The 25179-nt window shown below is 73.1% G+C and carries 22 protein-coding genes; 12 read left to right on the forward strand and 10 right to left on the reverse strand.

Going from position 1 to position 25179, the window contains the following annotated elements; genetic code table 11:
• Positions 1-141 precede the first annotated feature (141 nt).
• A complete protein-coding gene (locus AB0442_RS36455; RefSeq protein WP_344622128.1) occupies positions 142-696 on the reverse strand; it encodes a YbjN domain-containing protein in 555 nt (184 codons plus the stop codon).
• A 139-nt stretch (positions 697-835) separates the two neighbouring features.
• Positions 836-1189, reverse strand: a complete 354-nt coding sequence (locus tag AB0442_RS36460) for a beta/gamma crystallin domain-containing protein (protein ID WP_344622127.1) — start codon at positions 1187-1189, stop codon at positions 836-838.
• Between the two features lie 293 nt (positions 1190-1482).
• Here AB0442_RS36460 and AB0442_RS36465 point away from each other — a divergent pair, with 293 nt between their 5' ends.
• Together AB0442_RS36465 and AB0442_RS36470 are read left to right on the forward strand one after the other, a co-directional pair.
• Complete coding sequence (locus tag AB0442_RS36465) at positions 1483-1770, forward strand: helix-turn-helix transcriptional regulator (protein ID WP_366167853.1); 288 nt, start codon at positions 1483-1485, stop codon at positions 1768-1770.
• The gene (locus tag AB0442_RS36470; RefSeq protein ID WP_366167854.1) at positions 1767-2627 is read left to right on the forward strand and encodes a hypothetical protein; all 861 of its coding nucleotides are present in this window, start codon (positions 1767-1769) and stop codon (positions 2625-2627) included. The genes AB0442_RS36465 and AB0442_RS36470 overlap by 4 nt, the downstream gene beginning before the upstream one ends.
• A 36-nt stretch (positions 2628-2663) precedes the next feature.
• Here AB0442_RS36470 and clpB read toward each other — a convergent pair whose 3' ends face one another.
• Together clpB and AB0442_RS36480 are read right to left on the reverse strand one after the other, a co-directional pair.
• The gene (gene clpB / locus AB0442_RS36475; protein ID WP_366167855.1) at positions 2664-5267 is read right to left on the reverse strand and encodes an ATP-dependent chaperone ClpB; all 2604 of its coding nucleotides are present in this window, start codon (positions 5265-5267) and stop codon (positions 2664-2666) included.
• A gap of 117 nt (positions 5268-5384) precedes the next feature.
• Positions 5385-6299, reverse strand: a complete 915-nt coding sequence (locus AB0442_RS36480; RefSeq protein ID WP_366167856.1) for a LysR family transcriptional regulator — start codon at positions 6297-6299, stop codon at positions 5385-5387.
• 70 nt (positions 6300-6369) lie between these two features.
• On the opposite strand from AB0442_RS36480, the gene AB0442_RS36485 reads away from it, so the two are divergent.
• From AB0442_RS36485 to AB0442_RS36495, 3 genes are all read left to right on the forward strand, one after another.
• The gene (locus tag AB0442_RS36485) at positions 6370-7599 is read left to right on the forward strand and encodes a C4-dicarboxylate ABC transporter (protein ID WP_366167857.1); all 1230 of its coding nucleotides are present in this window, start codon (positions 6370-6372) and stop codon (positions 7597-7599) included.
• Between the two features lie 851 nt (positions 7600-8450).
• Positions 8451-9425 carry a LuxR C-terminal-related transcriptional regulator gene (locus AB0442_RS36490; RefSeq protein ID WP_366167858.1) on the forward strand — a complete coding sequence of 325 codons (975 nt, stop codon included), beginning with the start codon at positions 8451-8453 and terminating at the stop codon, positions 9423-9425.
• A gap of 98 nt (positions 9426-9523) precedes the next feature.
• Positions 9524-10504 (forward strand): LuxR family transcriptional regulator, encoded by a 981-nt coding sequence (locus AB0442_RS36495; protein WP_366167859.1) that lies wholly within the window; start codon positions 9524-9526, stop codon positions 10502-10504.
• Between the two features lie 7 nt (positions 10505-10511).
• On the opposite strand, the gene AB0442_RS36500 is transcribed toward AB0442_RS36495, so the two are convergent.
• A complete protein-coding gene (locus AB0442_RS36500) occupies positions 10512-11132 on the reverse strand; it encodes a hypothetical protein (RefSeq protein ID WP_344624598.1) in 621 nt (206 codons plus the stop codon).
• A 400-nt stretch (positions 11133-11532) separates the two neighbouring features.
• Between AB0442_RS36500 and AB0442_RS36505 the strand changes: the two genes are divergently transcribed.
• Positions 11533-11670, forward strand: a complete 138-nt coding sequence (locus AB0442_RS36505) for a hypothetical protein (RefSeq protein WP_366167860.1) — start codon at positions 11533-11535, stop codon at positions 11668-11670.
• Between the two features lie 53 nt (positions 11671-11723).
• Here AB0442_RS36505 and AB0442_RS36510 read toward each other — a convergent pair whose 3' ends face one another.
• The 5 genes from AB0442_RS36510 to dnaK form a co-directional block, all read right to left on the reverse strand.
• The gene (locus AB0442_RS36510) at positions 11724-12737 is read right to left on the reverse strand and encodes a helix-turn-helix domain-containing protein (RefSeq protein ID WP_363548871.1); all 1014 of its coding nucleotides are present in this window, start codon (positions 12735-12737) and stop codon (positions 11724-11726) included.
• A gap of 209 nt (positions 12738-12946) precedes the next feature.
• A complete protein-coding gene (locus tag AB0442_RS36515; RefSeq protein ID WP_363548872.1) occupies positions 12947-13453 on the reverse strand; it encodes a helix-turn-helix domain-containing protein in 507 nt (168 codons plus the stop codon).
• 4 nt (positions 13454-13457) lie between these two features.
• Positions 13458-14603, reverse strand: a complete 1146-nt coding sequence (gene dnaJ, locus AB0442_RS36520; RefSeq protein ID WP_366167861.1) for a molecular chaperone DnaJ — start codon at positions 14601-14603, stop codon at positions 13458-13460.
• 90 nt (positions 14604-14693) lie between these two features.
• Positions 14694-15293 (reverse strand): nucleotide exchange factor GrpE, encoded by a 600-nt coding sequence (grpE, locus tag AB0442_RS36525; RefSeq protein WP_363548876.1) that lies wholly within the window; start codon positions 15291-15293, stop codon positions 14694-14696.
• Positions 15290-17128 (reverse strand): molecular chaperone DnaK, encoded by a 1839-nt coding sequence (gene dnaK, locus AB0442_RS36530; RefSeq protein WP_363548878.1) that lies wholly within the window; start codon positions 17126-17128, stop codon positions 15290-15292. The genes grpE and dnaK overlap by 4 nt, the downstream gene beginning before the upstream one ends.
• A 329-nt stretch (positions 17129-17457) precedes the next feature.
• On the opposite strand from dnaK, the gene AB0442_RS36535 reads away from it, so the two are divergent.
• From AB0442_RS36535 to AB0442_RS36560, 6 genes are all read left to right on the forward strand, one after another.
• Positions 17458-19674, forward strand: a complete 2217-nt coding sequence (locus AB0442_RS36535; RefSeq protein ID WP_363548880.1) for a (Fe-S)-binding protein — start codon at positions 17458-17460, stop codon at positions 19672-19674.
• 220 nt (positions 19675-19894) lie between these two features.
• Complete coding sequence (locus tag AB0442_RS36540) at positions 19895-20884, forward strand: LamG domain-containing protein (RefSeq protein WP_366167862.1); 990 nt, start codon at positions 19895-19897, stop codon at positions 20882-20884.
• A gap of 223 nt (positions 20885-21107) precedes the next feature.
• A complete protein-coding gene (locus tag AB0442_RS36545; protein ID WP_363548884.1) occupies positions 21108-22256 on the forward strand; it encodes an NDP-sugar synthase in 1149 nt (382 codons plus the stop codon).
• 142 nt (positions 22257-22398) lie between these two features.
• The gene (locus AB0442_RS36550; RefSeq protein ID WP_366167863.1) at positions 22399-23340 is read left to right on the forward strand and encodes a Yip1 family protein; all 942 of its coding nucleotides are present in this window, start codon (positions 22399-22401) and stop codon (positions 23338-23340) included.
• Positions 23341-23526: 186 nt separating this feature from the next.
• Positions 23527-24417, forward strand: a complete 891-nt coding sequence (locus AB0442_RS36555) for a metal-dependent hydrolase (protein WP_363548888.1) — start codon at positions 23527-23529, stop codon at positions 24415-24417.
• A 165-nt stretch (positions 24418-24582) separates the two neighbouring features.
• Positions 24583-25065: a hypothetical protein gene (locus AB0442_RS36560; RefSeq protein WP_366167864.1), complete on the forward strand. Its 483-nt coding sequence runs from the start codon at positions 24583-24585 to the stop codon at positions 25063-25065.
• The last annotated feature ends 114 nt before the right edge of the window (positions 25066-25179 follow it).

The following is a 25179-nucleotide window of genomic DNA, read 5'->3' on the forward strand; positions in this document are numbered from 1 at the left end:
GGAACCCGCCGCAGCCGGGCGCGGCACGGCTCGACCGGGCCGCGTTCGACGACCTGTACCGGCGCGGGGGGGCCGCGGGGCCGCCCCGGGGCCCCCCCCCCGGGGGCCGGGGGGGCGGGCCCGACCGCGGACCTGGCGGGATCAGGCGTCCTCGCCGCCGTCCTCGGGCTTGTCGCCCTCCTCGATGTCGCCCTGGAGGCCGAGGCGCTCGATCATCCACTGCTCGAAGCCGACGGAGGCCTGGGTCCAGTTCGCGGTGGTGGTCACGAAGTACTCCAGGCTGACACCGGTGCCGACGATCATCTGGGACTCGCCGATCAGGCGGACGACGCCGTCCTCGTGGGTGTGGGTGTAGACCTTCGGCCAGAGGGTCTCGCGGTTCCACTCGTCGACGAGGTCGAGGATCTCGCCCTTGCGCTCCAGCTCGTACGCGCGGTCGTAGAAGGCGCGGACCGCGAAGAGCTCCTTCTGGTCGCCGCGGAACATGTAGTAGACGCGGAAGCCCTCCCAGGGAGCGGTGAGGTCACCGTCATCGTCGACGACGTGCTTCAGCTGCATCTGGTCGAGCAGCTGGGCGACCAGGTTCTGGTCCGGCACGATCACCGGCGGAGGGCCGGCCGGGGCGCCGCCGGGCTGGCCGCCCTGCGGCGGCTGGGGCGCGCCGAACGACGGGATGGACGACGGGTCGATGCTCATGGGGTCCTCAATCTCACAGCACGGGGAGTGGTCGGCGATGAGAGACCGCCTCCATGTCCCATCCTGCCTCATCCGGGCCCGCGGGCACAGGGCCTCCCGGGCGGCGGCGGGGCGGTCCGCCGCCGAACGGTCGCCCTGGTCAGAAGATCTGCAGCCAGCGCACGGTGCCCTCCGCGCCGTTGTCGTAGTAGTGGTCGTCCTCCCAGGTCCACGGGTCGAGGTGGCGGGTCACCCCGCCGTTCACGCTGGTGTAGTAGTACAGCAGGTTGTTGCCGGAGTAGATGTTGTCGACCTTGTAGATGGTCACGTCGGCGTAGCCCGCGTTGGCGAAGCACAGGTGCCCGGACCACCCGTAGTTGTAGATGTTGACGAAGTCCGTCCGTCCGTTGCAGCTGACCCGGTTGATCGCCGAGGCCCCGGTCGCGGGCAGGGCGAGGACGAGGGCCGCTGCGGCCGCCGCAGTGAGGGCGGCCTGCTTCCATCGGCGTGTCATTGCGGTCACCGTTCCTGTGCTGGGCCGGACGGGCCGGCCGACGGTCGTGGCGGACGGGAGTGTGGCAACCGGCCCGTCGGCCGGGCCAGGTGGTTGTCAGGACGTTGAACGGCAGAACGACCGGTCGGTACGGACAAACCAGATTCTTGAGTGATTCATGTCACGCGATGGCGGATCTGAACGCGTTGCCGCCCGCCACGGCGGCGGTTAGTTTGCGGTGCAACCCTCCCGGCGGCGACAAGTGCGGCCGCCGGACGTCCGGTTGGGTGCGTCGACTGACGAGGAGTCGTACGGTGGGGGATTTCGGGGCGGGGGCGCCGCAGGACCGGTTGGGGACGCTGCTGCGCAGCCTCCGGCTGGACCGCGGGATGACCCAGGAGGAACTGGGTGCGGCGTCCGGCATGAGCGTGCGGTCCATCCGCGATCTGGAACGCGGGGTCTCCTGCCCGCGGATCTCGACGCTGCGGCTGCTCGCGCACACCTGGCAGCTGTCGGAGGCCCAGCGGGCCGAGCTGCACCGGCTGGCCCGGGCCAAACGCGACGGCGCGGGAGAGGCCCGGGGGAGCGGGGCGCGGCCGTGAGGGCGGCCGCCGGGCGGCGGTCCGCCGCGGCGGCGCTGGCGCTGCTCGCGCTCGCCGGCTGCGGCGCGGGAGGGGGCGGCACGCCCGCCCCGGCGCTCACCCCGCCGGCCCTCGGAACACCGACCGCCCCGCCGTCGGGGCGCGAGGGGATGCTGGCCCTGCCGCTGTCGGCGTACGGGTCGGACCGCGAGCAGAACGCCCGCCGGGAGCAGGCCGTCCGCGCGCTGACCGCCGACTGCATGCACGCGGCCGGCTGGGCGGGGTTCACCGGGGACGACGCGCTGGACGGCGGTGGCGAGGTCCCCGACGCGTCGGCGCTGCCGGCCGGGGCCTTCGGCTACCTGCGGGCCGAGGTGGCCGCCGTCCAGGGCTTCCACGGCCCGACCGCGGCGGCCCCGGTGCGCACGCCGAGGCCGCCGGCCTCCGAGGCGGAGGGCGCGGCGGCCCAGGGGTGCGTGAAGAAGGCGCTGACCGCCGTCCGGCCGACCGACACCGCCGGGTCCGAGCTGGTGGACGCGCTGTTCGGGCGGTCGCTGGAGGCGACCGGCCGGGACGCCCGGGTGGTCGCGGCCACCCGGGCGTGGTCGGCCTGCATGCGGGACGCGGGCTTCGCCGACACCACCCCGGACGGCCTGGTGGCCCGCTACCACGGCCCCGGCCGGCCGACCGCCGAGGAACTGGCCGCGGCCACCGCGGACGAACGCTGCACCGCGGCCGGCAACCTGGCCGGGATCTGGTTCGCCGCCCTGGCCGGCTACCAGCGGCAGCTGATCGACGCCAACCAGGAGCGGCTGGCGGCCTACCGGGCGTCGGTCGCCGAGCAGGCGGCGCAGCTCGGCCGGGTCGTCGGCGCCTGACCCGGGCCGGCCGGGGCGGGCCCGGCCGGCGGCGGATCACTTGACCAGCGAGGGCTTCGGCCCGACCGAGAGCCGGTCGGGCTCCTCGTCCCGGTCGACCAGCACGGTGTCGCCGTCGTGCACCCGACCGGAGAGGATCTCCTTCGCCAGCCGGTCGCCGATCGCCGACTGCACCAGGCGGCGCAGCGGCCGGGCGCCGTAGGCCGGGTCGTAGCCGGTGAGGGCCAGCCAGTCGCGGGCGGCCGGGGTGACCTCCAGGCTGAGCCGGCGGTCGCGCAGCCGGTCGGCGAGCCGGGACACCTGCAGGTCGACGATCCGGCTGAGCTCGTCGGTGCCCAGCGGCTCGAAGACCACGATGTCGTCGAGGCGGTTGAGGAACTCCGGCTTGAAGGCGGTGCGGACCGTCTCCAGGACGAGCTCCTTCTTGCGCTCCTCCGGCGTGGCCGGGTCGACCAGGAACTGGCTGCCCAGGTTCGAGGTCAGGATCAGGATCGCGTTCCGGAAGTCGACCGTGCGGCCCTGGCCGTCGGTGAGCCGGCCGTCGTCCAGCACCTGCAGCAGGACGTCGAAGACCTCGGGGTGGGCCTTCTCCACCTCGTCCAGCAGCACCACGCTGTACGGGCGGCGCCGGACGGCCTCGGTGAGCTGACCGCCCTCCTCGTAGCCGACGTACCCGGGCGGGGCGCCGACCAGCCGGGAGACCGAGTGCTTCTCGCCGTACTCGCTCATGTCGATGCGGACCATCGCCCGCTCGTCGTCGAAGAGGAAGTCGGCGAGCGCCTTGGCGAGTTCGGTCTTGCCGACGCCGGTGGGGCCCAGGAAGAGGAAGGAACCGGTCGGGCGGTCCGGGTCGGCGATGCCGGAGCGGGTGCGGCGCACCGCGTCCGAGACCGCGGCGACGGCCTCGGCCTGGCCGATCAGGCGGCGGCCGATCTCCTCCTCCATCCGCAGCAGCTTGGCACTCTCGCCCTCCATCAGGCGGCCGGCCGGGATGCCCGTCCAGGACGCGACCACGTCGGCGACGTCGTCCGGGCCGACCTGCTCCTTGACCATGGTGGCGTTCGGCTCGTCCGCGGCGCGGTCCTGCGCCTCGGCGAGCTCGCGCTCGGCGGCCGGGATCTCGGCGTACATCAGCTTGGAGGCGCGCTCGAAGTCGCCGTCGCGCTGGGCCCGTTCGAGGGCGCCGCGGAGGTCGTCCAGGCGCTCCTTGAGCTCGCCGACCCGGTTGAGGGACTTCTTCTCCTGCTCCCACCGGGCGGTGAGCACGCTCAGGTGCTCCTGCTTGTCGGCGAGGTCGCGGCGCAGCCGGGCCAGGCGGTCCACCGAGGCCGGGTCGGACTCCTTCTCCAGCGCCAGCTCCTCCATCCGCAGCCGGTCGACGGAGCGCTGGAGCTCGTCGATCTCGACGGGCGAGGAGTCGATCTCCATGCGCAGCCGGGAGGCGGCCTCGTCGACCAGGTCGATGGCCTTGTCCGGCAGGAAGCGGGCGGTGATGTAGCGGTTCGAGAGGGTGGCCGCGGCGACCAGCGCCGCGTCCGAGATCTCCACCTTGTGGTGGGCCTCGTAGCGGCCCTTGAGGCCGCGCAGGATGGCGATGGTGTCCTCGACCGAGGGCTCGCCGACCATGACCTGCTGGAAGCGGCGCTCCAGCGCCGGGTCCTTCTCGATCCGCTCGCGGTACTCGTCGAGGGTGGTCGCGCCGACCATCCGCAGCTCGCCGCGGGCGAGCATCGGCTTGAGCATGTTGCCGGCGTCCATCGCGGAGTCGCCGCCGGCGCCCGCGCCGACCATGGTGTGCAGCTCGTCGATGAAGGTGATGACCTGGCCGTCGCTGTCCTTGATGTCGCTCAGGACGGCCTTCAGGCGCTCCTCGAACTCGCCGCGGAACTTCGCGCCGGCCACCATCGCCGAGAGGTCGAGCGCGACCAGCCGCTTGCCGCGCAGCGACTCGGGCACGTCGCCGGCGACGATCCGCTGGGCGAGGCCCTCGACGACGGCGGTCTTGCCGACGCCGGGCTCGCCGATCAGCACCGGGTTGTTCTTGGTGCGGCGGGACAGCACCTGGACGACCCGGCGGATCTCGGTGTCCCGGCCGATGACCGGGTCGAGCTTGCCGTCGCGGGCGGCCTTGGTGAGGTCGGTGCCGTACTTCTCCAGCGCCTTGTAGGTGCCCTCCGGGTCGGCCGAGGTGACCCGGGCGCTGCCGCGGACGTCCTTGAACGCCGCCAGCAGGGCCTTGGGGGTGGCGCCGTTCTGCTTCAGCAGTTCGGCGACGGTGCCGCCCTCGGCGGCGAGGCCGACCATCAGGTGCTCGGTGGACAGGTACTGGTCGTCCAGGTCGGTGGCGCGCTTGCCCGCCTCCTGGAGGACGGCGAGGGTGTCGCGGGCCAGCTGCGGCGCGGCGACGGTGGAGCCCTGTGCGCTGGGCAGGGCGGCGAACTGCTGGCGGGCGGCGGCGGCGACCTTCGCCGGGTCCGCTCCGACGGCCTCCAGCAGCGGTCGGGCGATGCCCTCCGGCTGCTCCAGCAGCGCCAGCAGGACGTGCACCGGCTTGACGTCCGGGTGTCCTGCGGCGCTGGCCTGCCGGATCGCGGCGGACAGGGCGTCCTGCGTCTTGCTGGTGAACTTGCCGGCATCCACTGGTGGCGTGCTCCTTCCGTTCGGGCATCGAGTCTGCCTCGTACAGCATCCAGTAAGTTGAGTCTATTCCGCTCAACCTTCCCCGGTCCAGTGGGTACCGGTCCCGTCACCCGTTGTTCATCCCCGCCGGACGGGCTCCCTGGTCAGGCCCAGCAGCAGCCGGGCGGGGCCGGCGGGCCGGCGTCCGACCGGCCAGACCGCCCGCAGCGGCCGGTGCAGGTCGAGCCCCTCCACCGGGACGGCCACCAGGCGCCGGGTCGCCAGCTCCTCGACCACGGCCAGTTCGGAGAGGCAGACCGGGCCGGCGCCGGTCATCGCGGCCGCCTTCAGGGCGGTCGAGGAGGCCAGCTCCAGGCGGGGCGGCGCCGTCCCGCCGTGCGGGGCGAGCGCCTGGTCCAGCACCTCGCGGGTGCCTGAGCCGGGCTCCCTCAGCACCAGCGGGGTGGCCGCCAGCTCGGTGGCGGTGACCGGTCCGCGGCGACGGGCCCAGGGGTGCTCCGGCGCCACCACCACGACCAGCCGGTCGGCGGCCACCACCGCGCCGGCCAGCCCGGGCGGGGTGCCCGAGCCCTCCACGAAGCCGAGGTCGGCGTCGCCCGCCAGGACGTGCGCCGCCACGTCGGCCGAGTTCGCCGTCCGCAGCGTCACCGCGGTGTCCGGGCTGACCTCGTTCAGCGCCAGCAGCCACCCGGGCATCAGGTACTCGGCCACGGTCAGGCTCGCCACCACCACCAGCCGGGCGTCCCGGCGGCCGCGCAGCGCGTCGATCCCGGCATCCAGGGCCTGGGCCGCCTCGACCACGTTGCGGGCCCACTCGACCACCAGCAGCCCGGCCTCGGTGGGCCGCGAGCCGCGCGGCGAGCGCTCCAGCAGGGCGACGCCGATCTGCCGTTCCATCCCGCGGATCCGGGCGCTCGCGGCGGGCTGGCTCACCCCGAGTTCGGCGGCGGCCCGTCCGACGCTGCCCAGCCGGGCGACCGCCAGCAGCAGCTCCAGGGCGCCGATGTCGGGGACCCGCGACGAGAGAGGCATAGAGCCAGGTTATGTCCTCATAGATCGTGGACGGCTACCGGCCGGACCGCCCGCGGCGGAGGCTGCTGCCATGCCCACCCTCACCACCGCACCGCACCCCGCCCCCGCCCCGGCAGCGCCGCCGGCCGCCCCCGCGCCGCCGGCCGCCCCCGCGCCGCCCGCCGGCCACCGGAGCACCGACCGGACGGGCGCTCCCGCGCGGCCCGGCCTCGGCCGGCTCGGTCCGAACTGGTACGCGGCGGTGATGGGCACCGCGATCGTCGCCACCGGCGCGACCGCCGTCCCGGTGGGCCCGCCCGGGCGGACGGGCTTCGCGGCGGCCGTCTGGCTGGTGGCGGTGGCCGCGCTGGCGGCCGTGGCGGCGGCCCGGGCGGTGCAGCTGGTCCGGCACCCCGGCGCCGTCCGCGCGCAGCTGCTGGACGAGCCGGCCACCGCCGTCTTCCAGGGCTGCCCGCCGATGGCGCTGCTGGCCGTGGGGCACGCCACCCTGGTGGCGGGCGCCCCCGTCCTCGGCACCCGCGCCGCGGTCACCGCCGACCTGGTGCTCTGGTGCGCCGGCGCCCTGTACGCGGTCGCCGTCGCCGCGGGCGTCCCGTACCTGATGATCACCCGGCACCGGATCCCGGCCCGCGAGGCCAACCCGACCTGGCTGCTGCCCGCGGTCGCTCCGCTGGTCGCCGCCTCCGCGGGCTCGGCGCTCGTCCCGCACCTGCCGGAGCCCTGGCGGCCCGTGCTGCTGTACGCCGGCTGCGGCCTGTTCGGCGCCGGCCTGTTCGGTGTGGCGCTGGTGCTGCCGGTGGTGTTCGCCGGCCTGGTGCACGGGCGGCTCGCCCCGGTGCTCACCCCGTCGCTCTTCCTGGTGCTCGGCCCGCTCGGCCAGTCGACCACCGCGGCGGGCGGGCTGGCCGACGCCGCGCGCACGGCGGCCCCGGCGCTCGCCGGGCCGGGCCGGGCCCTGTCGGTGCTGTACGGGGTGGCGGTGCTCGGCTTCGCCCTGCTGTGGCTCGTCCCGGCGGTGGCCGCGAACGTGCGGGCCCTGCGGTCCGGGATGCCCTTCGCGATGACCTGGTGGGCCTTCACCTTCCCGGTGGGCACCCTGGTGACCGGGGCGGCGGCACTGGCCCGGCACACCGGTTTCGGCGGCTTCGCCGGGCTGTCCGCGGCCCTGTACGCCCTGCTGCTCGCCGCCTGGGCGGTGGCGGCCGTGCGCACGGCGGCCGCGCTCCCGGCGACCCTCCGGGCGGGTGCGGCACCCCGTCCGGCGGCGGCCGGCGCCCCGGAGCCCGTGCGGAATCCCTGAACGCCGGGCCGGTCCGGCCGGCCGCGGCGCACTTCGGCGGCGTGGCGCGGAACACACCGGTCCGCGAATTGCGGTTATCCCGCGGCGGCGTTCCGGGGCGGCCGGAGCGGACGGCGGTAATCCGCCCGGAGATGCTCGGTGCACGAATCCCGTGTCGGCCTTTACCCGGCATTCGGAGAGGCGTCCGGAAGTCGGTGGCACGCGGTGCCATCCGGAGGTCGCCGCCCAGGTCGGAGCCGCCTGGCAGCGCCGCGGCCCCGTTCGCGGGTACGATCCGGCGCCCGGCGGCGCGCTGCCGCGCGAATTCCCCCGCAGGGGGGGATCGGCCGTGTGGAGGGCTCAGGGACGCCGAATGGACGTTTGGTGGGCACCGCACCCCGGGCGGACACCCGATGTCGACCGGACCGGAGATTTCCGTTCCGCCGCGCGGGCCGGAGACTGCAAGTTCATGCACTTGCGGAAACCTGCAGGCGGTGGCCACTTGTGACTCGGCCGTCACGCTGTGAGGGTGGAACCACGCCAGCCGTCCGGGCAACCGCAGCCCGAGGGACGGTGACTTGCTCTTCAGTGTGGGTGGTGGTGCGTCCGCGCCGCTGCCGCGGGGGGAAGAGCGCCGGCCGGGACGCCATGTGTGGTGATGGCCCCCGGAACCGGACTCGGCGAGGCGTTGCTGCTCCGCCTCGCCGGAAGCGCCTTCGGCAACGGCGTGACATGACGGGTCCCCCGGCCCGCGCGCTCCGTGCGCGCCGGCCGGGGGACGCGTCGAAAAGGGGTACCGAATCCCTCCCGATCCGAACTTGTTGAGATCATGATCCGACACTGAGGGGAAAGTTCGGCAGGGAGACTTCCAGGTGGCTGCGGAACCGACGGACCGGGGCTCCGGACTGCCCGACGAGGCGGGACGCGGGCTCTACCTCGCCGTGCTCGCCCGAGGCGGGCGGATTCCGCTGTCCACCGTCCCCGAGCAGGACCGCGCCGCGGTCGACCAGCTCGTCCGGGTCGGCCTGCTGGTGCCCAATCCGATCGACGGCGCCTACGTGGCGGTCAGCCCGCGCGCCGTGGGCGAGCGGATCGGCTCGGAGATGCGCTCCGCCGCCGCGGACCTGCTCTGGCGGGCCGAACGCCTCCCTGCCGACCTCGACCCGCTCACCCGGGCGTACGACTCGCTCCCCCGGCAGGCGGACGACCCGCAGCGCGCCACCTACGTCGACGGCCGCGAGCGGATCCGCCACCGGATCGCCGAACTCGTTTCCGACTGCAAGCAGGAGATGCTCACCGCCCAGCCCGGCCCCCGGCAGCCGGCCACCATCACCCTCGCCCGGCCCCAGGACCTCGCCCTGGTGCAGCGCGGCGCCCGGATGCGCACCCTCTACCAGCCGCAGGTCCTCGCCGAGCCGTGGACGCTCGGCTACGCCGCCGAGCTCACCGAGCAGGGCGCCGGACTGCGCGTCCTCGACGAGTCCTTCGAGCGGATGCTGATCATCGACCGCGCGGTCGCCGTCGTCCCCGCCGCCGACGACTACAGCCGCGCCGCCTTCATCTCCGACCCGGCGGCCGTCGCCTTCCTGGTCAAGACCTTCGAACGGGACTGGGCCCGGGCCGACGTCGTCCAGTGGGCCGAGGTCGACACCCCCGCCGTCGCCGCCTCCGCCGCCAACCGGGTCGGCCGGCTGCTCGCCCAGGGGCTCACCCAGCGGGCCGTCGCCACCCGGCTCGGGCTCAGCGAGCGCACCGTCGCCGGACACATCTCCCGGCTGCGCGAGAAGTACGGTGCCCAGACCCTCTTCCAGCTCGGCTGGCTGATGCGGGGGAGCCGCCGTGACTGACCGGACGCGGACGGCACCGCCGCGGATGACATGTCCTGTGACGTTTTCCGCTCGCGAGCGCTCTATCTCCATGGGACGGTCACAGCGGGGAGAGCGGCATGGCTGACGACGGCACGGGAGCGCTCCCGAACGAGGAGGAGCGGGCCCTCTACCGGGCGGTCCTGGCCCAGGGCGGCCGGGTGATGTTCCGCGACGCGCTCGCGGAGAACCCGGAGGCGGTGCTCCGGCTGGTCGAGCTGGGATTCCTGGTGCACCACGCCGAGGACGCCTCGCTCACCGCGGTGAACCCCAGGACGGTCAGCGACCGGCTCAGCGCCGGCCTGCGGTCGGCCGGCACCCGGATGCTGATCCGGGCGGAGCAGATGCCCGGCGCGCTGGAGGACCTGGCCCAGGCCTACGACGCCACCCCGCCCCGGGTCGACCGCACCGGCGAGGTCCAGCACGTCCACGGCTTCGGCCAGATCCGGCACCGCCTCCTGCAGCTGGAGGCGGACGCCCGCGAGGAGGGGCTGGCGCTCCAGCCCGGCGGTGCCCGCCCGGCCGGGCACCTGGCGGCCGGCCGGGACCGCGCCCGGGCCTTCCTGGCCCGCGGGGCCACGCTGCGCACCGTCTACCACCCGGGCGCGCGGCTGGACGAGGCGACGGCCGACTACGCGGCCGAACTGACCGAGCTCGGCGCCCGGTTCCGCATCCTCGCCGAGCCCTTCACCCGGATGCTGATCTTCGACCGCCGGATCGCGGTGCTCCCCGCCGCGGCCGACAACAGCAGCGCGGCCTTCGTCGAGGACCCGGCGGTGGTCGGCTACCTGGTCGGCGTCTTCGAGCGCGACTGGGAGCGCGCGGAGCGGGTGCAGTGGCGCACCGCCCCGCAGGACGGCAAGGGCATCCCGGTGCACGAGCAGGTCGGCCGGCTGCTGGCGCAGGGGCTGACCCAGCGGACGGTCGCGAGCCGGCTCGGGCTCGGCGAGCGCACCGTGGCCGCGCACATCGCCCGGCTGCGCGAGCTGTACGGCGCCGAGACGCTCTTCCAGCTCGGCTGGCAGATGCGCGCCGACGCGCCCGAGGAGCGGCCGGAGTGACGCCGCGTCAGCCGGTGGCGATCCCCGGGGACCAGTAGCCGAACGAGTCGCCCTTGGACTGCCGCGGCACCGGGAACTGCTCGCCGGGGGCCGTCCAGAAGCCCTCGCGCAGCGAGAGCGCCATGCCGGCCCAGTCCAGCGCCGTCTCCACGGTGTGCTGCAGGGCGTCCTGCGACCAGCCGTCGTCGAACACCAGCGGCAGCACCGGCGCGACCTGCTCGATGGTGGCGATCAGCGGGTTGTGCGTGATCGCCTCGTCCACCAGCAGCACGATCGGCTTGCGCAGCGCCGAGGCCCAGCCCAGCTCCAGGCTGACACCGGCCGACAGCGGCGCGCCGACGTACGCGAAGACCAGGTCGGCGGTCTGCAGCGCCCGGAAGTCGGAGGGCACCCGGGGCTCGGGGGCGCGGCCGGCGATCGTCCAGGCGTCGCTGTGGTGGGCGCTGTACACGGCCGCGCCACTGCGCAGCAGGGTCGTCCGCAGGGTGGTCAGCCGGGTGCGGCTGGCCAGGGTCACCACGCTGTCGGCCGGGCCGGTGAGCCGCATCAGCGGTGCGGCCAGGAAGACCCGTGCGCGCCGGCCCTCGGAGGCCTGGGCGGTGCGATGGCGCAGGTAGGGCTCACTCATGTCGACTCCGGGGATTGGCCGCTGGCTGGTCTGGCGTCCGGCGAGCGATTGGCGTCCGGGCTCGCCCCGAGGCGAGTTCCGCTGTGGTGTGGTCGGGGCGGTGCCGTCGTGGCTGCTCGGGCGCCGCGGATGTGGTGTGACCGTGCTGATCGTCCAACGTTCGTGACCGACAAGTCCACCGGCACGTGGTGTCATATGGCTGCCTGGCAGCGAGATGACGCACCCGCGGGAATGCGCCGATCGTGACACCGAGCGTGCTCTTGCGGCATGATTTGGGCCAATGTTCGAGACTTCTCTATTCACTCGGTAGGCATTCCCAGAGGAGGGATCGGTCGCAATGTCTCGTATGCGCCGGTTTGTTCGGCTTGCCGTCGTGCCAGTTGTCATGGGTGCGGCGATATTGACGGGTAGTAATCCGGCTGCGGCCGACAGCGCCTGGACACTCCGCAGCGTGCACGCCGACCAGGCGGCCGCGACGGAGACCGTGCAGGCCAGGACGGGCTCGCTGTTGCTGTTGGACGACTCCGCCTGGACCTGACGGGCGGCGAGGGTACTGCTCCCGGGCGGGACGGGGCGCCCGGGGTCCGACCGTCAGCCGAAGTCGGCCTGGTCGGCCGGTGACTCCTTCGCCGAGCGGGCGAGCACCCAGCCGAGCTGGAAGAGCGACTCCACCTGGTAGTCCTCGCGCATCTCCGCGATGTGGCGGGCGAGCGTGCGCTCGCTGATGCCCAGGCGCCGGGCGATGACGCGGTGATTGATTCCCTTGAGCATCAGATCGATGATCGTCTGCCGCAGCCGGGAAACCACCTGGGGTGGAACTGTCGGTGAGCCGTCAAAATCCAGGGCCCGACTCCAGTTCCGCTCGAAGACCTCCTCGATCAGGTAGCTGATGACGGCCTGATCGTGAATGAACGCGGCCAAGTTGAGATCGTCTACCACCGGGATCACCGCGGTGCGCCGATCGATCACGATCAATCTGGTGTAGGGCTCGTCCAGCGTTCGGACCCGCCCGCCGGCCGCGGTTATCGAGGCGACATAGTCGCGGGTGGGCGCGTGATACCGGGTGCTCGGATGGTAGATCGTCCGAATGGTCGCGCCGCGGCGCAGAGTTTCCAGATCCCGGGCGATGACTCCCGCCAGCGCCTCCGGCGGGCGGGGGCCGCCCGGCTGGGCCGCCAGCATCTCCTCGGAGCACCCGCTGACGAGCTGGCCCAGCCGCTGGTTTATCAGCACTTTGCCGTGGACGTATTCGATGATCCCGCCCGCCTTGCGCGGGGTGCGGAAGTCCTCGGCGAGGTCCTGGAGGTCGGCCGGCAGGGCCACCGCCCGCTGCAGCAGGTCGAGCGCCTTGCGCTGCCACAGGCTGGTCAGCCGGGCCGACAGCTGCTCGGGGTCGACGGCCACCAGCACCGCCGGGTCGTCGGTGTCCGGCACGAGCAGTCCGATGTCGAGCAGCTCGTCCAGGGCCTTGCCGCCCTCCGGGGCCTCCAGGTCGGGGGAGACCCGGCCGTGCGACTTCAGGACGTTGCGGTAGAGCTGGCGGGCCTCGCTCGACAGGACGCCCAGCCCGCGTGGGGTGAGGCCCGGTTCGTCGGTCTCACTCATCAGGCTCCTTGCCATCGGTCAAACCGGTGCGGCGCGGCCGGTACCGCTTCTCCGGGGATCATAGGCGCCCCGGAGCTGCGGGGAGCCCCCGCGCCGGACATTCCCGCCGCCCGTGCACGGTGGAGTACCGCACTGTCTCATCCGACAGCAGGCCGCCGGCACCCCCCGGGAGGAGGGAACCGGCGGCCTGGGAGACCCCTCGGGTCCGGTCAGCGCTTGGGACGCCAGACCACCAGCGCACTGGACTGCTGGACCTGCTGGTACGGCACCAGGTCGCGGCGGTAGGAGGCGTGCACCGCCGCCTCCCGCTGCTGGATGGCGGTGGCGGCCCCGTCGAGGGCGTCGGCGAGCTCCGCCACGCGGGCCTGGAGCGCGGCGACCTGGTTCTCCAGCTCGATGATCCGCTTGATGCCGGCCAGGTTGATGCCCTCGTCCTGGGAGAGGCGCTGGACCTCGCGCAGCTGCTGGATGTCCCGGGCCGAGTAGCGCCGGCCCCGGCCGGCCGTGCGGTCCGGGGAGACCAGGCCGATCCGGTCGTACTGGCGCAGGGTCTGCGGGTGCAGGCCGGAGAGCTCCGCGGCCACCGAGATCACGTACACCGGGGTGTCCTCGGTCAGCACGTACTGCGGCGCCGGGGTGCCGCGGGGGCGGCGCGGCGCCGAGCCGGGAAGGCCCTCGCCGAGGCCCGGGCCGATCGGACTGTCGGGGGTCGTCATCTGGTCACGCTCCCTCCGCCGCCTGGAAGAGGGCGGCACGCGGGTCGTCCGAGGCGGTGGCCTCGCGGTACTGCTCCAGTGCGCTCAGCGCGTCTCCGGTGACGTGCTTGGGGACGACGACCTCGACGGTGACCAGGAGGTCGCCGCGGGTGCCGTCCTTGCGGGTGGCGCCCTTGCCCCGGGCCCGGAGGGTGAGGCCGTTGGCGCTGCCGGCCGGCAGCTTGAGCTTCACCGCGGGCCCGTTGAGGGTCGGGACCTCGATCGTCCCGCCGAGGGCCGCTTCGGGGAAGGTGACCGGCACGGTCACCGTGAGGTTGTCGGCCTTGCGGCCGAACACCGGGTGGGCGTCCACGTGCACGCTGACGTAGAGGTCGCCCGGCTGGCCGCCGCGTTCGCCCTGGGCGCCCTTGCCCTTGAGGCGGATCCGCTGGCCGTCCTGCACCCCGGCCGGGATGCGCACCTGCATCGTCCGGGCCGAGGAGGCGCGGCCGCTGCCGTGGCACACCGTGCAGGGGTCGTCGACGATCATGCCGCGGCCCTTGCAGTCGCGGCACGGGTCGGAGAGGGCGAAGGCGCCCTGGCCGCGGCTGACGGTGCCCGCACCGACGCAGGTCGGGCAGACCCGCGGGGTGGTGCCGGTCTTCGCGCCGGTGCCGGCGCAGGCGCGGCACGGGGCCTGACTGGTCATCCGCAGCGGGACGGTCGCGCCGTCCACCGCCTCGGTGAACGAGAGCGTCACCTCGGTCTCGACGTCGGCGCCGCGCCGCGGCTGGGCCTGCCGGCCGCCGCGGTTGAACAGGCCGCCGAAGACGTCGCCGATGCCGCCGCCCCCGCCGCCGCCGGAGCCGGAGAACAGGTCGCCGAAGTCGAAGTTGTAGTTGCCGCCGGCGCCGCCGGGACGGAAGCCCCCGTTGCCGAACAGGCTGCGGGCCTCGTCGTACTCCTTGCGGCGCTTCTCGTCCGACAGGACGTCGTACGCCTCGGAGATGTCCTTGAACCGCTCCTCGGCCTTGGCGTCACCCTTGTTGGCGTCCGGGTGGAACTCGCGGGCCAGCTTGCGGTACGTCTTCTTGATCTCGGCTGCGGTGGCGTCCTTGGGCACGCCGAGGACCTTGTAGTAGTCCTTCTCCACGTAGTCCTTGGTGCTCATGGCTGCCGCCACCTCCCGAAACGTGTCTGAACGGCGCTGCGGAGTCGCACCCCGACGAGGTCGGCGTACGACTCCGCAGCGCACAGATTGTCAGCTGTCCGCCGCACCGTCACCCTTGGCGGACTCCGGCTTGTCGGCGTCCGGGGCGGAGGTGGTCTGGGTGCCCGGCTGGGGCTCCGCGACCGCGACCATCGCCGGGCGGATGATCCGCTCGCCGATCCGGTAGCCCGGCTGGAGGATCTGCACGCAGGTGTCCTCGGTGACGTCCGAGGAGTAGCTGTGCATCAGCGCCTCGTGCAGCGTCGGGTCGAAGGACTCGCCCTCCTTGCCGAACTGCTGCAGGCCCAGCTTGGCGACCACGGTCTCCAGCGACTCGGCGACCGACTTGAAGCCGCCCGTCACCTCGCCGTGCTCGCGGGCCCGGCCGATGTCGTCCAGGACGGGGATCAGCGACTCCAGGATGTTGGAGACGGCGATCTCACGGACCGTCAGCCGGTCGCGCTCGACCCGCTTGCGGTAGTTCTGGTACTCGGCCTGCAGGCGCTGCAGGTCCGCGGTGCGCTCGCCCGCCTCGCGCTTGGCGGCGGCGAGCTCGTCGGCGGCCGCGACGGCCTCCTCGGCGGCCTTGAGGACGGCCTCCTCCGCGGCGGAGTCGTCGCCGGGCTCGCCGCCCTGCGCCTTCTCCGTCATGCGGCACCGCCCTTGGGCTTCTCGTCGTCGATGATCTCGGCGTCGACCACGTCGTCCTCCTTGGCGCCGGCGGACTCGCCGGCACCGGCCGCACCGGCGGCGTCGGCCTGCGCGTAGAGCGCGGCGCCGAGCTTCTGGGCGGTGGTGGAGACCTTCTCGGTGGCCTCGCGGATCGCCGCGATGTCCTCGCCCTTCAGCGCCTCCTTGAGCTCGCCGATGGCGGTCTCGACCTCGGTCTTGACGTCGGCGGGCAGCTTGTCGGCGTTGTCGGCGATGAACTTCTCGGTCGAGTAGACGAGCTGCTCGCCCTGGTTGCGGGTCTCCACGGCCTCACGGCGCTTGTGGTCCTCGTCCGCGTACTGCTCGGCCTCGCGGCGCATGCGGTCGACCTCGTCCTTCGGCAGCGAGGAGCCGCCGGTGACGGTCATCTTCTGCTCCTTGCCGGTGCCGAGGTCCTTCGCGGCCACGTGCATGATGCCGTTGGCGTCGATGTCGAAGGTGACCTCGATCTGCGGCAGGCCGCGCGGCGCCGGCGGCAGGCCGGTCAGCTCGAACATGCCGAGCTTCTTGTTGTACGCCGCGATCTCGCGCTCGCCCTGGTAGACCTGGATCTGCACGGACGGCTGGTTGTCCTCGGCCGTGGTGAAGATCTCGGAGCGCTTGGTCGGGATCGTGGTGTTGCGCTCGATCAGCTTGGTCATGATGCCGCCCTTGGTCTCGATGCCGAGGGACAGCGGGGTGACGTCGAGCAGCAGGACGTCCTTGACCTCGCCCTTGAGGACACCGGCCTGGAGGGACGCGCCGATGGCGACGACCTCGTCCGGGTTGACGCCCTTGTTGGCGTCCTTGCCGCCGGTCAGCTCGCGGACGAGCTCGGCGACGGCGGGCATGCGGGTCGAGCCGCCGACCAGGACCACGTGGTCGATCTCGGACAGCGCGATGCCGGCGTCCTTGATGACGTTGTGGAACGGGTGCTTGCAGCGCTCGAGCAGGTCCGCGGTCAGCTGCTGGAACTGGGCCCGGGTGAGCTTCTCGTCCAGGTGCAGCGGGCCCTCGGCGGAGGCCGTGATGTAGGGCAGGTTGATCGAGGTCTCCGAGGAGGAGGACAGCTCGATCTTGGCCTTCTCGGCCGCCTCGCGGAGGCGCTGGACGGCCATCTTGTCCTTGGACAGGTCGACGCCGTGGCCGGCCTGGAAGGTCTTCACCAGGTGGTCGACGACGCGCTGGTCCCAGTCGTCACCGCCGAGGTGGTTGTCGCCGTTGGTGGCCTTCACCTCGACGACGCCGTCGCCGATCTCCAGCAGGGAGACGTCGAAGGTGCCGCCGCCGAGGTCGAACACCAGGATGGTCTGGTCGTCCTTGTCGAGGCCGTACGCCAGGGCGGCGGCGGTCGGCTCGTTGACGATGCGCAGGACGTTGAGGCCCGCGATCTCGCCGGCCTCCTTGGTGGCCTGGCGCTCGGAGTCGTTGAAGTACGCCGGGACGGTGATGACGGCGTCGGTGACCGTCTCGCCCAGGTACGACTCCGCATCGCGCTTCAGCTTCTGCAGGATGAAGGCGGAGATCTGCTGGGGGTTGAAGTCCTTGCCGTCCAGGTTGATCTTCCAGTCGGTGCCCATGTGGCGCTTGACCGACCGGATCGTCCGGTCCACGTTGGTGACCGCCTGGCGCTTGGCGACCTCACCGACCAGGACCTCGCCGTTCTTGGCGAAGGCGACGACGGACGGCGTGGTCCGAGCGCCCTCGGCGTTGGTGATGACCGTGGGCTCACCGCCCTCAAGAACGCTGACGACGGAGTTCGTCGTACCGAGGTCGATGCCGACCGCGCGTGCCATCGTAGATACCTCCACGGGAGAGTTGAGCGTTACGGGCTCAAGCATGCCTGACGGTTCGGGGACCGTCAACAGCCATGAGTCGGTGTCGCTCAACTTTGCTGCGCGGGCGGCGGAAGGCGGCGGTCGGGCGTGGACCGGGCGCGGGCCGGGTGCCGGTCGCCGTCCGGGGCGTCCGGATGGGTGAGTATGTCCTTAGTGACTGCCGCCATACCTTGAGCGTCTTCTGAACAAGTGCTACGGAGCGGTAGGGTCCGGGCGTTGGGTCGCTAAGTTACCGCCCAGTACACTGGGGCGACCCCTAGACACCAGCCGCTGGAGACGGAGAGCCGATGCAGCTAGCAGCGATCGTCATCTCGCTGGTCACCACTGTGATCGGCACTGCGCTCGCCGCCCGGGCGGCCGCGTACATCTACAAGGTCGTCCGGACCGGACAGGTCGACACCACCCGCTTCGGACAGCCCGCCAAGCGGGTGAAGACCGTCGCCACCGAGTTCATCGGCCACACCAGGATGAACCAGTGGGGCGTCGTCGGCGTCGCCCACTGGTTCGTGGCCGTCGGCTTCTTCTCCCTGGTGCTCACCCTGGTGAACGCCTTCGGCCAGCTCTTCGACGCCGAGTTCGCGCTGCCGGTCATCGGTCACTGGCTGCCCTGGAACATCTTCGTCGAGCTGATCGGCACGCTCACCACCCTGGGCATCGCGACCCTGATCGTGATCCGGCTGCTCAGCCTGCCGTCCCGCTCCGGCCGCAAGTCCCGCTTCGCCGGCTCCATCGCCTGGCAGGCCTTCTACGTCGAGTACACGATCCTCGGCATCGGCATCTGCATCATGATGCTGCGCGGTCTGGAGGGCGCCCTGGAGGGCGTCGACTCCTACGACCCGACGTACCTGGTCTCGTACCCGATCGTCGCCGCCTTCGACGGCGTCGCCCACGGCACGCTGGTCAACCTGATCTACGTCTTCGCGATGCTGAAGATCTGCATCTCCTTCGCGTGGGCGATCACCATCGGCATCAACCCGTCGATGGGCGTGGCCTGGCACCGCTTCCTCGCCTTCTTCAACATCTACTTCAAGCGCGAGGAGGACGGCGGCACCGCGCTCGGCGCCCTGCGCCCGATGACCAGCGGCGGCCAGCCGATCGACTTCGAGGACCCGGCCGACGACGCCGTCTTCGGCGTCTCCCAGGTCGAGCACTTCTCCTGGAAGGGCATCCTCGACTTCTCCACCTGCACCGAGTGCGGTCGCTGCCAGTCGCAGTGCCCCGCCTGGAACACCGGCAAGCCGCTCTCGCCGAAGCTGCTCATCATGAGCCTGCGCGAGCACGCCTTCGCCAAGGCCCCCTACCTGCTCGCCGGCGGCGGCAAGTCCGTGGAGGGCGACGAGAAGGCCACCGCCGAGCAGCTCGCCGGCGTGAGCGCCGAGGCCCTCGCCGAGGCCGAGCGTCCGCTGATCGGCACCGCCGAGGAGGGCGGTGTCATCGACCCGGACGTGCTGTGGTCCTGCACCACCTGCGGCGCCTGCGTCGAGCAGTGCCCCGTCGACATCGAGCACATCGACCACATCGTCGACATGCGCCGCTACCAGGTCATGATCGAGAGCTCCTTCCCGACCGAGGCCGGGACGATGCTCAAGAACCTGGAGAACAAGGGCAACCCGTGGGGCATGGCCACCAAGGCGCGCCTCGACTGGGTCAAGGAGCTCAAGAAGGAGACCGGCATCGAGGTGCCGGTGATCGGTCAGGACATCGAGCCCGCCGAGGTCGAGTACCTCTACTGGGTCGGCTGCGCCGGCGCCCTGGAGGACCGCGCCAAGAAGACCACCAAGGCCTTCGCCGAGCTGCTGCACACCGCGGGCGTGAAGTTCGCGATCCTCGGCAAGGAGGAGTCCTGCACCGGTGACTCCGCCCGCCGTCTCGGCAACGAGTTCCTCTTCCAGATGCTCGGCGCGCAGAACGTCGAGACGCTGAACGCCGCGCTGGAGGACGCCCCGGTCAAGCGGATCGTGGCCACCTGCCCGCACTGCTTCAACACCATCGCCAACGAGTACCCGCAGCTCGGCGGGCACTTCGAGGTCATCCACCACACCCAGCTGCTGCAGCACCTCATCGACGAGGGCAAGCTGATCCCGGTCAACCCCGTCGAGGGCCTGATCACCTACCACGACCCGTGCTACCTGGGCCGCCACAACAAGGTCTACAGCCCGCCGCGCGAGATCATGGACAAGGTCCCGGGCCTGCGCCAGCAGGAGATGCACCGCCACAAGGAGCGCGGCTTCTGCTGCGGCGCCGGCGGCGCGCGGATGTGGATGGAGGAGCGGATCGGCAAGCGCATCAACACCGAGCGCGTCGACGAGGCGCTGTCCCTCAACCCGGACATCGTCTCCACCGCCTGCCCGTTCTGCCTCGTCATGCTCTCCGACTCGGTCAACGGCAAGAAGAACGAGGGCGCTGCCAAGGAGCACCTGAAGGTCGTCGACGTGGCCCAGCTGCTGCTCGACTCCGTCAAGGCCCAGCCGGTCGAGCCCGAGCCGGAGACCGTCCAGGCCTGACCCGTCACGGCACCCCGTCCCGGCCCCGTACGCCCCCGCGGCGCACGGGGCCGGGACGCGTCCGGCCCCGGCGGGTGTCCTAGCATGAGCGCCCATGAGCGACGGCGGGGGCACAGCGCACATCGGCGGCGGCATACCCGGGGGTGGCCCGGGCGGCACCGGACCGGCAGGGGCGGGGGCGGGACCGGCGGGGGAAGCGAGGCCCGCGTACCTGCCCCCGGTGGGCATCGCGCCGCCCGGCAGCCCGACACCCGACTGGGCCGCGCTCGCCGAGTCCAACGAACGGCGGCAACGCCGCCGCAGGCTGCTGATGACCGGTGGCGCGGTGGCCGGCGTGCTGGCCGTGGCGGGCGTGGTCGCCGCCGCCCTCCTGCTGCGCCAGGACGGCCCCGACGGGCCGCGGACCGCGGAACCCACCGCTCCCGCCACCGTGGCCGTCGACGGCCCTCCCAGCGTCGTCCCGAGCGCCTCGGCGGCGCCCTCCGCCCCGCCGTCCGCCTCCGCGTCGGCCGGCCCCTCCGCGGCCGGGTCCACCGCCCCCGCGCCGGCACCCACCCGCCTCGACGACGTCCGCGGCGCCCGCCCCGCGGCCCTCGCCCCGGGCGCCGTCCTCGGCACCGCCCCCGGCCACACCGGCCCGGCGCTGCTGCTGCACGGCAGCGCCGACGGCTGGGCGCAGACCTCCGCCGCCGTCGTCGACACCTCGAAGAGCTTCACCGTCTCCGCGGTGGTGCGGAACGACGCGGCCACCGGCGCGCGCGCCGTGGTGACCCAGGGCAGCGGCAGCTACTACTCCTTCTACCTGGGCCGCGACTACTGGGGCAGCCACGACCAGTGGGTGTTCAAGGTGCAGACCGCGGCCGGCGGCGACGACGGCACCAGCCGCCAGGCGTTCTCCACCGGTCAGGCCACCACCGGCCAGTGGGTGATGCTCACCGGCGTGTACGACGCAGGCAGCAGGCAGATCCGGCTGTACGTCAACGGCGCGCCCGCGCAGACCACCTCCGTGTCGGGGATCTGGCAGGCCGGCGGCCCGCTGCAGATCGGCCGCACCCGTTGGAAGAACACCTGGACCGACCCGTGGGACGGTGCCCTCACGAACGTGCAGGTCTGGAGCCAGGCGCTGCCCGCGGAGCGCGTCACCCAGCTCTGGAGGAGCGGCGGAAGGGCCGCCGGCACCCAGCCCGCCGCCGGGTGGCTGCTGCCCTGACCCGCGCCGATCCGGCGGGGCCCGTTTGTCGGGAAGACACAACCGCGGACCGTGCGGCAGGGGCCGCCTCGAGAGGAAATACAGTAGGCGCTGGACACGCGGTGCGCGGGTCCGCTGGTGGAAGGCCCGAGGAGCCGTACCAGCCACGCGTCGAACCGATCGACACCGGCCGGGGCAGGACCACGGCCGGGCCCGTACCGGACATAGGGGAGAAGCTCAGACCATGACCGAGGCGATCATGCTGGTCGGTGGCAAGGGCACCCGGCTGCGCCCGTTGACCACCCACACCCCCAAGCCGATGCTGCCCGTCGCGGGCGTGCCGTTCATCGCCCACCAGCTGGCACGGGCGGCCGCGGCCGGGGTGACCCGGGTGGTTCTCGCCACCTCCTACCTCGCCGAGGTCTTCGAGGACCACTTCCAGGACGGCAGCCCGTACGGCATCGAGCTGGTCTACCTCACCGAGAAGGAGCCGCTGGGCACCGGCGGCGCCATCCGCAACGCCGCGGCCGGCCTGACCTGCGGCCCCGACGAGCCCGTCCTGGTGTTCAACGGCGACATCCTCTCCGGCCTCGACATCGCCGCGCTGCGCGACGGCCACGTGGCCGCCGGCGCCGACGTCACCCTGCACCTCACCCGGGTGGAGGACCCGCGCGCCTTCGGCCTGGTGCCCACCGACGAGAACGGCCGGGTGCTGGAGTTCCTCGAGAAGCCCGAGACCCCCGAGCAGATCGTCACCGACCAGATCAACGCGGGCTGCTACGTCTTCACCCGCTCGGTGATCGACCGCATCCCGGCGGGCCGCGAGGTCTCCGTCGAGCGCGAGACCTTCCCCGAGCTGCTGGCCACCGGCGCGCTGCTGCGCGGCGTGGTCGACACCTCGTACTGGCTGGACCTCGGCACCCCCGCCGCGTTCGTCCGCGGCTCCGCCGACCTGGTGCTCGGCAAGGTCGACTCCCCGGCGGTGCCCGGCCCGACCGGTGAGGCCCTGCTGCTGCCCGGCGCCCAGGTCGACCCGGGCGCGGTGCTCAGCAACGGCACCGTCGTCTCCGAGGGCGCCGAGATCGAGGCCGGCGCGATCGTCGAGGGCAGCGTGATCCTGCCCGGCGCGGTGATCGGTGCCGACGCCTACGTGAAGGACTCCATCGTCGGCGCGTACGCCGTCATCGGCGCCCGCACCTCGCTGGACGGCACCGTGATCGGCGACGGCGCGACCGTCGAGTCCGACAACGAGCTGCCCAGCGGGCTGAGGATCGCCTGCGGCACCCTGCTGCCGGTCGGTGCCGTCCGCACCACCGCGGGCCCCGGCGGCTGCCCGGCCGGCGAGACCGCCGCGGCCGCCGTGCACGGCCCGACCATCGGCGCCCAGCGCTGACCCGACGGGACCCGACCCGATCCGGGCGGGGGCGGGGAGGCCGGGCGGCCTCCCCGCCCCGCTCGTCACAGGACGGCTGCAATCCGGTGCCCGGCCGTTGATCAACCGACGGCCGGTCAGCGCGAGCAGGTACCGTCGAGGCGTGGCTGGCAATCGATACGACAACGGGCACGGGGCCGACCCCCGGCAGGGATGGTCCGCGCCCGCCGGCCCGGCGCCGCGGCAGCAGCCGGGCGGCGGGCCCACGGGGGAGCCCGAGTACTTCACCGCGCCCGTCCCGGGCCACCCCGGCGGTCCCGCCGAGGGCTTCGGCGACGGGTACCCCGACGACCGGCAGGGCCACACCCGGGCCTTCCCGGTCGGCCAGGACCCGTACGGGCAGGACGGCTACGCCGCGGGCCCCTACGGGCAGGACGCGTACGGCCAGGGCGGCTACGGCCAGGACGGCGGCGGCTACGGCCAGGGCGGCGAGCAGTACGGCGCCCAGGACAACGTCGCGGTCTACCGGGCCGGCGGCCAGGTGGCGCCCCGGGTCGCCGGGCCGCGTCCGACCTGGAAGGAACTGCTGGTCGGGATCTACCGCGAGCCCGCCCGCACCTTCGACCGGATGCGGGACCACCAGGCCTGGCTGCCCGCCCTCACCGTCTCGCTGGTCTACGGCGTGCTCGCCGTGCTCGGCATGGGCGCCACCCACGACGACATCGTCAACTCCACCTTCTCGGTCGCGGCCTGGGCGCTGATCGCCGCCGCGATCGGCTTCGCGGTGGCCGGCGCCATGCTCGGCGCGGTCACCTACGCGCTGGCCCGCCAGCTGGGCGGTGACGGCCCGTGGCAGTCCACCGTCGGCCTGGCCGTGCTGATCGGCTGGACGAGCGACACCCCGCGGCTGCTGCTCGCCCTGTTCCTGCCCACCGACAACCTGGTCGTCCAGGTGGTCGGCTGGATCACCTGGCTGATCTGCGCCGTGCTGCTGACCACCATGGTCCGCCGGGTGCACGACCTGCCCTGGGGCAAGGCCGCCGGCGCGGCCGCCCTGCAGCTGCTCGCGCTGCTCGTCCTCATCAAGCTGCCGACGCTGAGCTGACCCGCGCTCCCGGACGGCCGGCCCCCGCACCGGGGTGCCGGCCGTCGCCGTGTCCGGTCCGCTGCCCGATGCCGCCGGCGCTTCCCGCCGCCGGACGCCCGCTGCCGGGACGGGCGGGCGCACCGGGCCGCGACGGTAGGGTGGACAGTCTGTCCGTCTGCCCCACGCAGTACCCGGAGCACCCTCATGACCCTCGCCACCACCCACGTCAGCTTCCCGTCCGGTGCGGTGACCGGCACCTCGCCGGTGCTGGCCGTGCACCCGCTGGACGGCGGCCGGTACGCCGTCGTCACCGAGGCGACGCCGTTCCACCCGCTCGACCACACCTGGCCCGACCAGCCCGCCGACCTCGGCACGCTCACCGTCGGCGGCGTGGCGCACCCGGTGGTGGACTGCCTGACCGGCGCGGTCGGCCCGGACGGCGGCGAGCTGCTGGTCGGCGCGGACATCCCCGTCCGCCGGGGCGACGAGGAGTGGTCCTGGCTGGTGCTGCACGTGGTCGAGCAGGAGCCCGCCGACGCGATCGGGGCGACCGCCGAACTCGCCGTCGACGCCGGGCGCCGGGCGCTGCTCTCCGCCTCGCACAGCGGCTGCCACCTGCTCGCGCTCGCCCTCAACGCCGCCCTCGCGCCGCGCTGGCGCAAGGACCCGGGCCGCAGTGACGCCTTCGGCAACCCCGACTTCGACAGCCTCGCGATGGCCACCTCCGTGATGGACACCGAGGCCAGCACCGACACCTACCGGCTCGGCAAGTCGCTGCGGAAGAAGGGCTTCACCACCGAGGCCGGCGAGGACTTCCCGGCGCTCGCGGACGCGATCCCCGCCCTCACCGAGGCCGTCAACGTCCAGCTCGCCGCCTGGGTCGCCGCCGACGCGCCGATCGGCATCGACGTGCCGGGGCCGGAGCTGACCGCCCGCCGGCAGTGGCACTGCGAGCTCCCGCAGGGTCCGGCCCGGATCTTCTGCGGCGGCACCCACCTGCATCACCTCGGCGAGCTCGCCGAGCTGCGCACCGAGCTGACCCTCTCCGAGGACGGCAGCGAGCTGGTCGCCGTCACCCGGCCGAAGCGCGCATAACTCGCGACGGCCCGCGGAGGTTCCCGGCCCGGGGCGGTGCTCCGTTGCAGATCCATAACGCAGCGTGCGCCTATGCGGCAATTGTTCGAATTGTTCGGCGCGGGGCGGGGTCGCTCTCGGTAGCGTTCGCGTGCATTCAGCACCCGTCCCCAGCCGAGGAACACCATGACGACCCCGCAGCCGCCCCAGGGCCTCCCCACCGACCCGTCCGCGCAGGGCGGCTTCGGTCCCGCCCAGGACTACGGCCAGCCCGCCCCGGGCCAGGTGCCCGACGGGTACGCCCAGGCCGCCCAGGCGGCGGTGCTCGCTCCGAAGAAGAGCCCGATCAAGAAGATCCTCATCGGTGTCGGCACCCTGGTGCTGATCGTCGCGGTCAAGCTCGGCATCAGCTTCGGCATCGGCTACGCCGCCGCCGACAAGCCCGTGCACGCCAAGGCCGGCGAGTGCGTCAAGGTCACCGGCAGCGACAACGACCCCAAGGTCGACACCGTCGACTGCGGCAGCGCCGACGCCAACTACAAGGTGATCTCGGTCGTCGACAACTCCTTCGACCCGAACGCCTGCAGCAACGTCGAGGGCTCCACCGCGGGCCTGGCCCAGCAGCTGCTCAGCGACAAGTTCGTGCTCTGCCTGGCCGAGAAGAAGTAACCGCGCCTCCCGCGGTCTCCGCGGACGCGGCGGGGGGGGGGGCCCGGGCGGCGAGAGGGGCGCCCCCGGCGGGCCTCCTCAAGAAGGTGTGGGCGACAAAGACAAAGAAAAAAC

Origin of the sequence: Kitasatospora sp. NPDC085895 (assembly GCF_040702125.1) — a bacterium.
Classification (GTDB): domain Bacteria; phylum Actinomycetota; class Actinomycetes; order Streptomycetales; family Streptomycetaceae; genus Kitasatospora; species Kitasatospora arboriphila.

Excerpts from the sequence above, each read along its gene's own strand:
- AB0442_RS36455 (WP_344622128.1), bottom strand. The coding sequence starts at position 696 with ATGAGCATCGACCCGTCGTCCATCCCGTCGTTCGGCGCGCCCCAGCCG.
- AB0442_RS36460 (WP_344622127.1), bottom strand. The coding sequence starts at position 1,189 with ATGACACGCCGATGGAAGCAGGCCGCCCTCACTGCGGCGGCCGCAGCG.
- AB0442_RS36480 (WP_366167856.1), bottom strand. The coding sequence starts at position 6,299 with ATGCCTCTCTCGTCGCGGGTCCCCGACATCGGCGCCCTGGAGCTGCTG.
- AB0442_RS36485 (WP_366167857.1), top strand. The coding sequence starts at position 6,370 with ATGCCCACCCTCACCACCGCACCGCACCCCGCCCCCGCCCCGGCAGCG.
- AB0442_RS36495 (WP_366167859.1), top strand. The coding sequence starts at position 9,524 with ATGGCTGACGACGGCACGGGAGCGCTCCCGAACGAGGAGGAGCGGGCC.
- AB0442_RS36500 (WP_344624598.1), bottom strand. The coding sequence starts at position 11,132 with ATGAGTGAGCCCTACCTGCGCCATCGCACCGCCCAGGCCTCCGAGGGC.
- AB0442_RS36510 (WP_363548871.1), bottom strand. The coding sequence starts at position 12,737 with ATGAGTGAGACCGACGAACCGGGCCTCACCCCACGCGGGCTGGGCGTC.
- AB0442_RS36515 (WP_363548872.1), bottom strand. The coding sequence starts at position 13,453 with ATGACGACCCCCGACAGTCCGATCGGCCCGGGCCTCGGCGAGGGCCTT.
- dnaJ (WP_366167861.1), bottom strand. The coding sequence starts at position 14,603 with ATGAGCACCAAGGACTACGTGGAGAAGGACTACTACAAGGTCCTCGGC.
- grpE (WP_363548876.1), bottom strand. The coding sequence starts at position 15,293 with ATGACGGAGAAGGCGCAGGGCGGCGAGCCCGGCGACGACTCCGCCGCG.
- dnaK (WP_363548878.1), bottom strand. The coding sequence starts at position 17,128 with ATGGCACGCGCGGTCGGCATCGACCTCGGTACGACGAACTCCGTCGTC.
- AB0442_RS36535 (WP_363548880.1), top strand. The coding sequence starts at position 17,458 with ATGCAGCTAGCAGCGATCGTCATCTCGCTGGTCACCACTGTGATCGGC.
- AB0442_RS36545 (WP_363548884.1), top strand. The coding sequence starts at position 21,108 with ATGACCGAGGCGATCATGCTGGTCGGTGGCAAGGGCACCCGGCTGCGC.
- AB0442_RS36555 (WP_363548888.1), top strand. The coding sequence starts at position 23,527 with ATGACCCTCGCCACCACCCACGTCAGCTTCCCGTCCGGTGCGGTGACC.
- AB0442_RS36560 (WP_366167864.1), top strand. The coding sequence starts at position 24,583 with ATGACGACCCCGCAGCCGCCCCAGGGCCTCCCCACCGACCCGTCCGCG.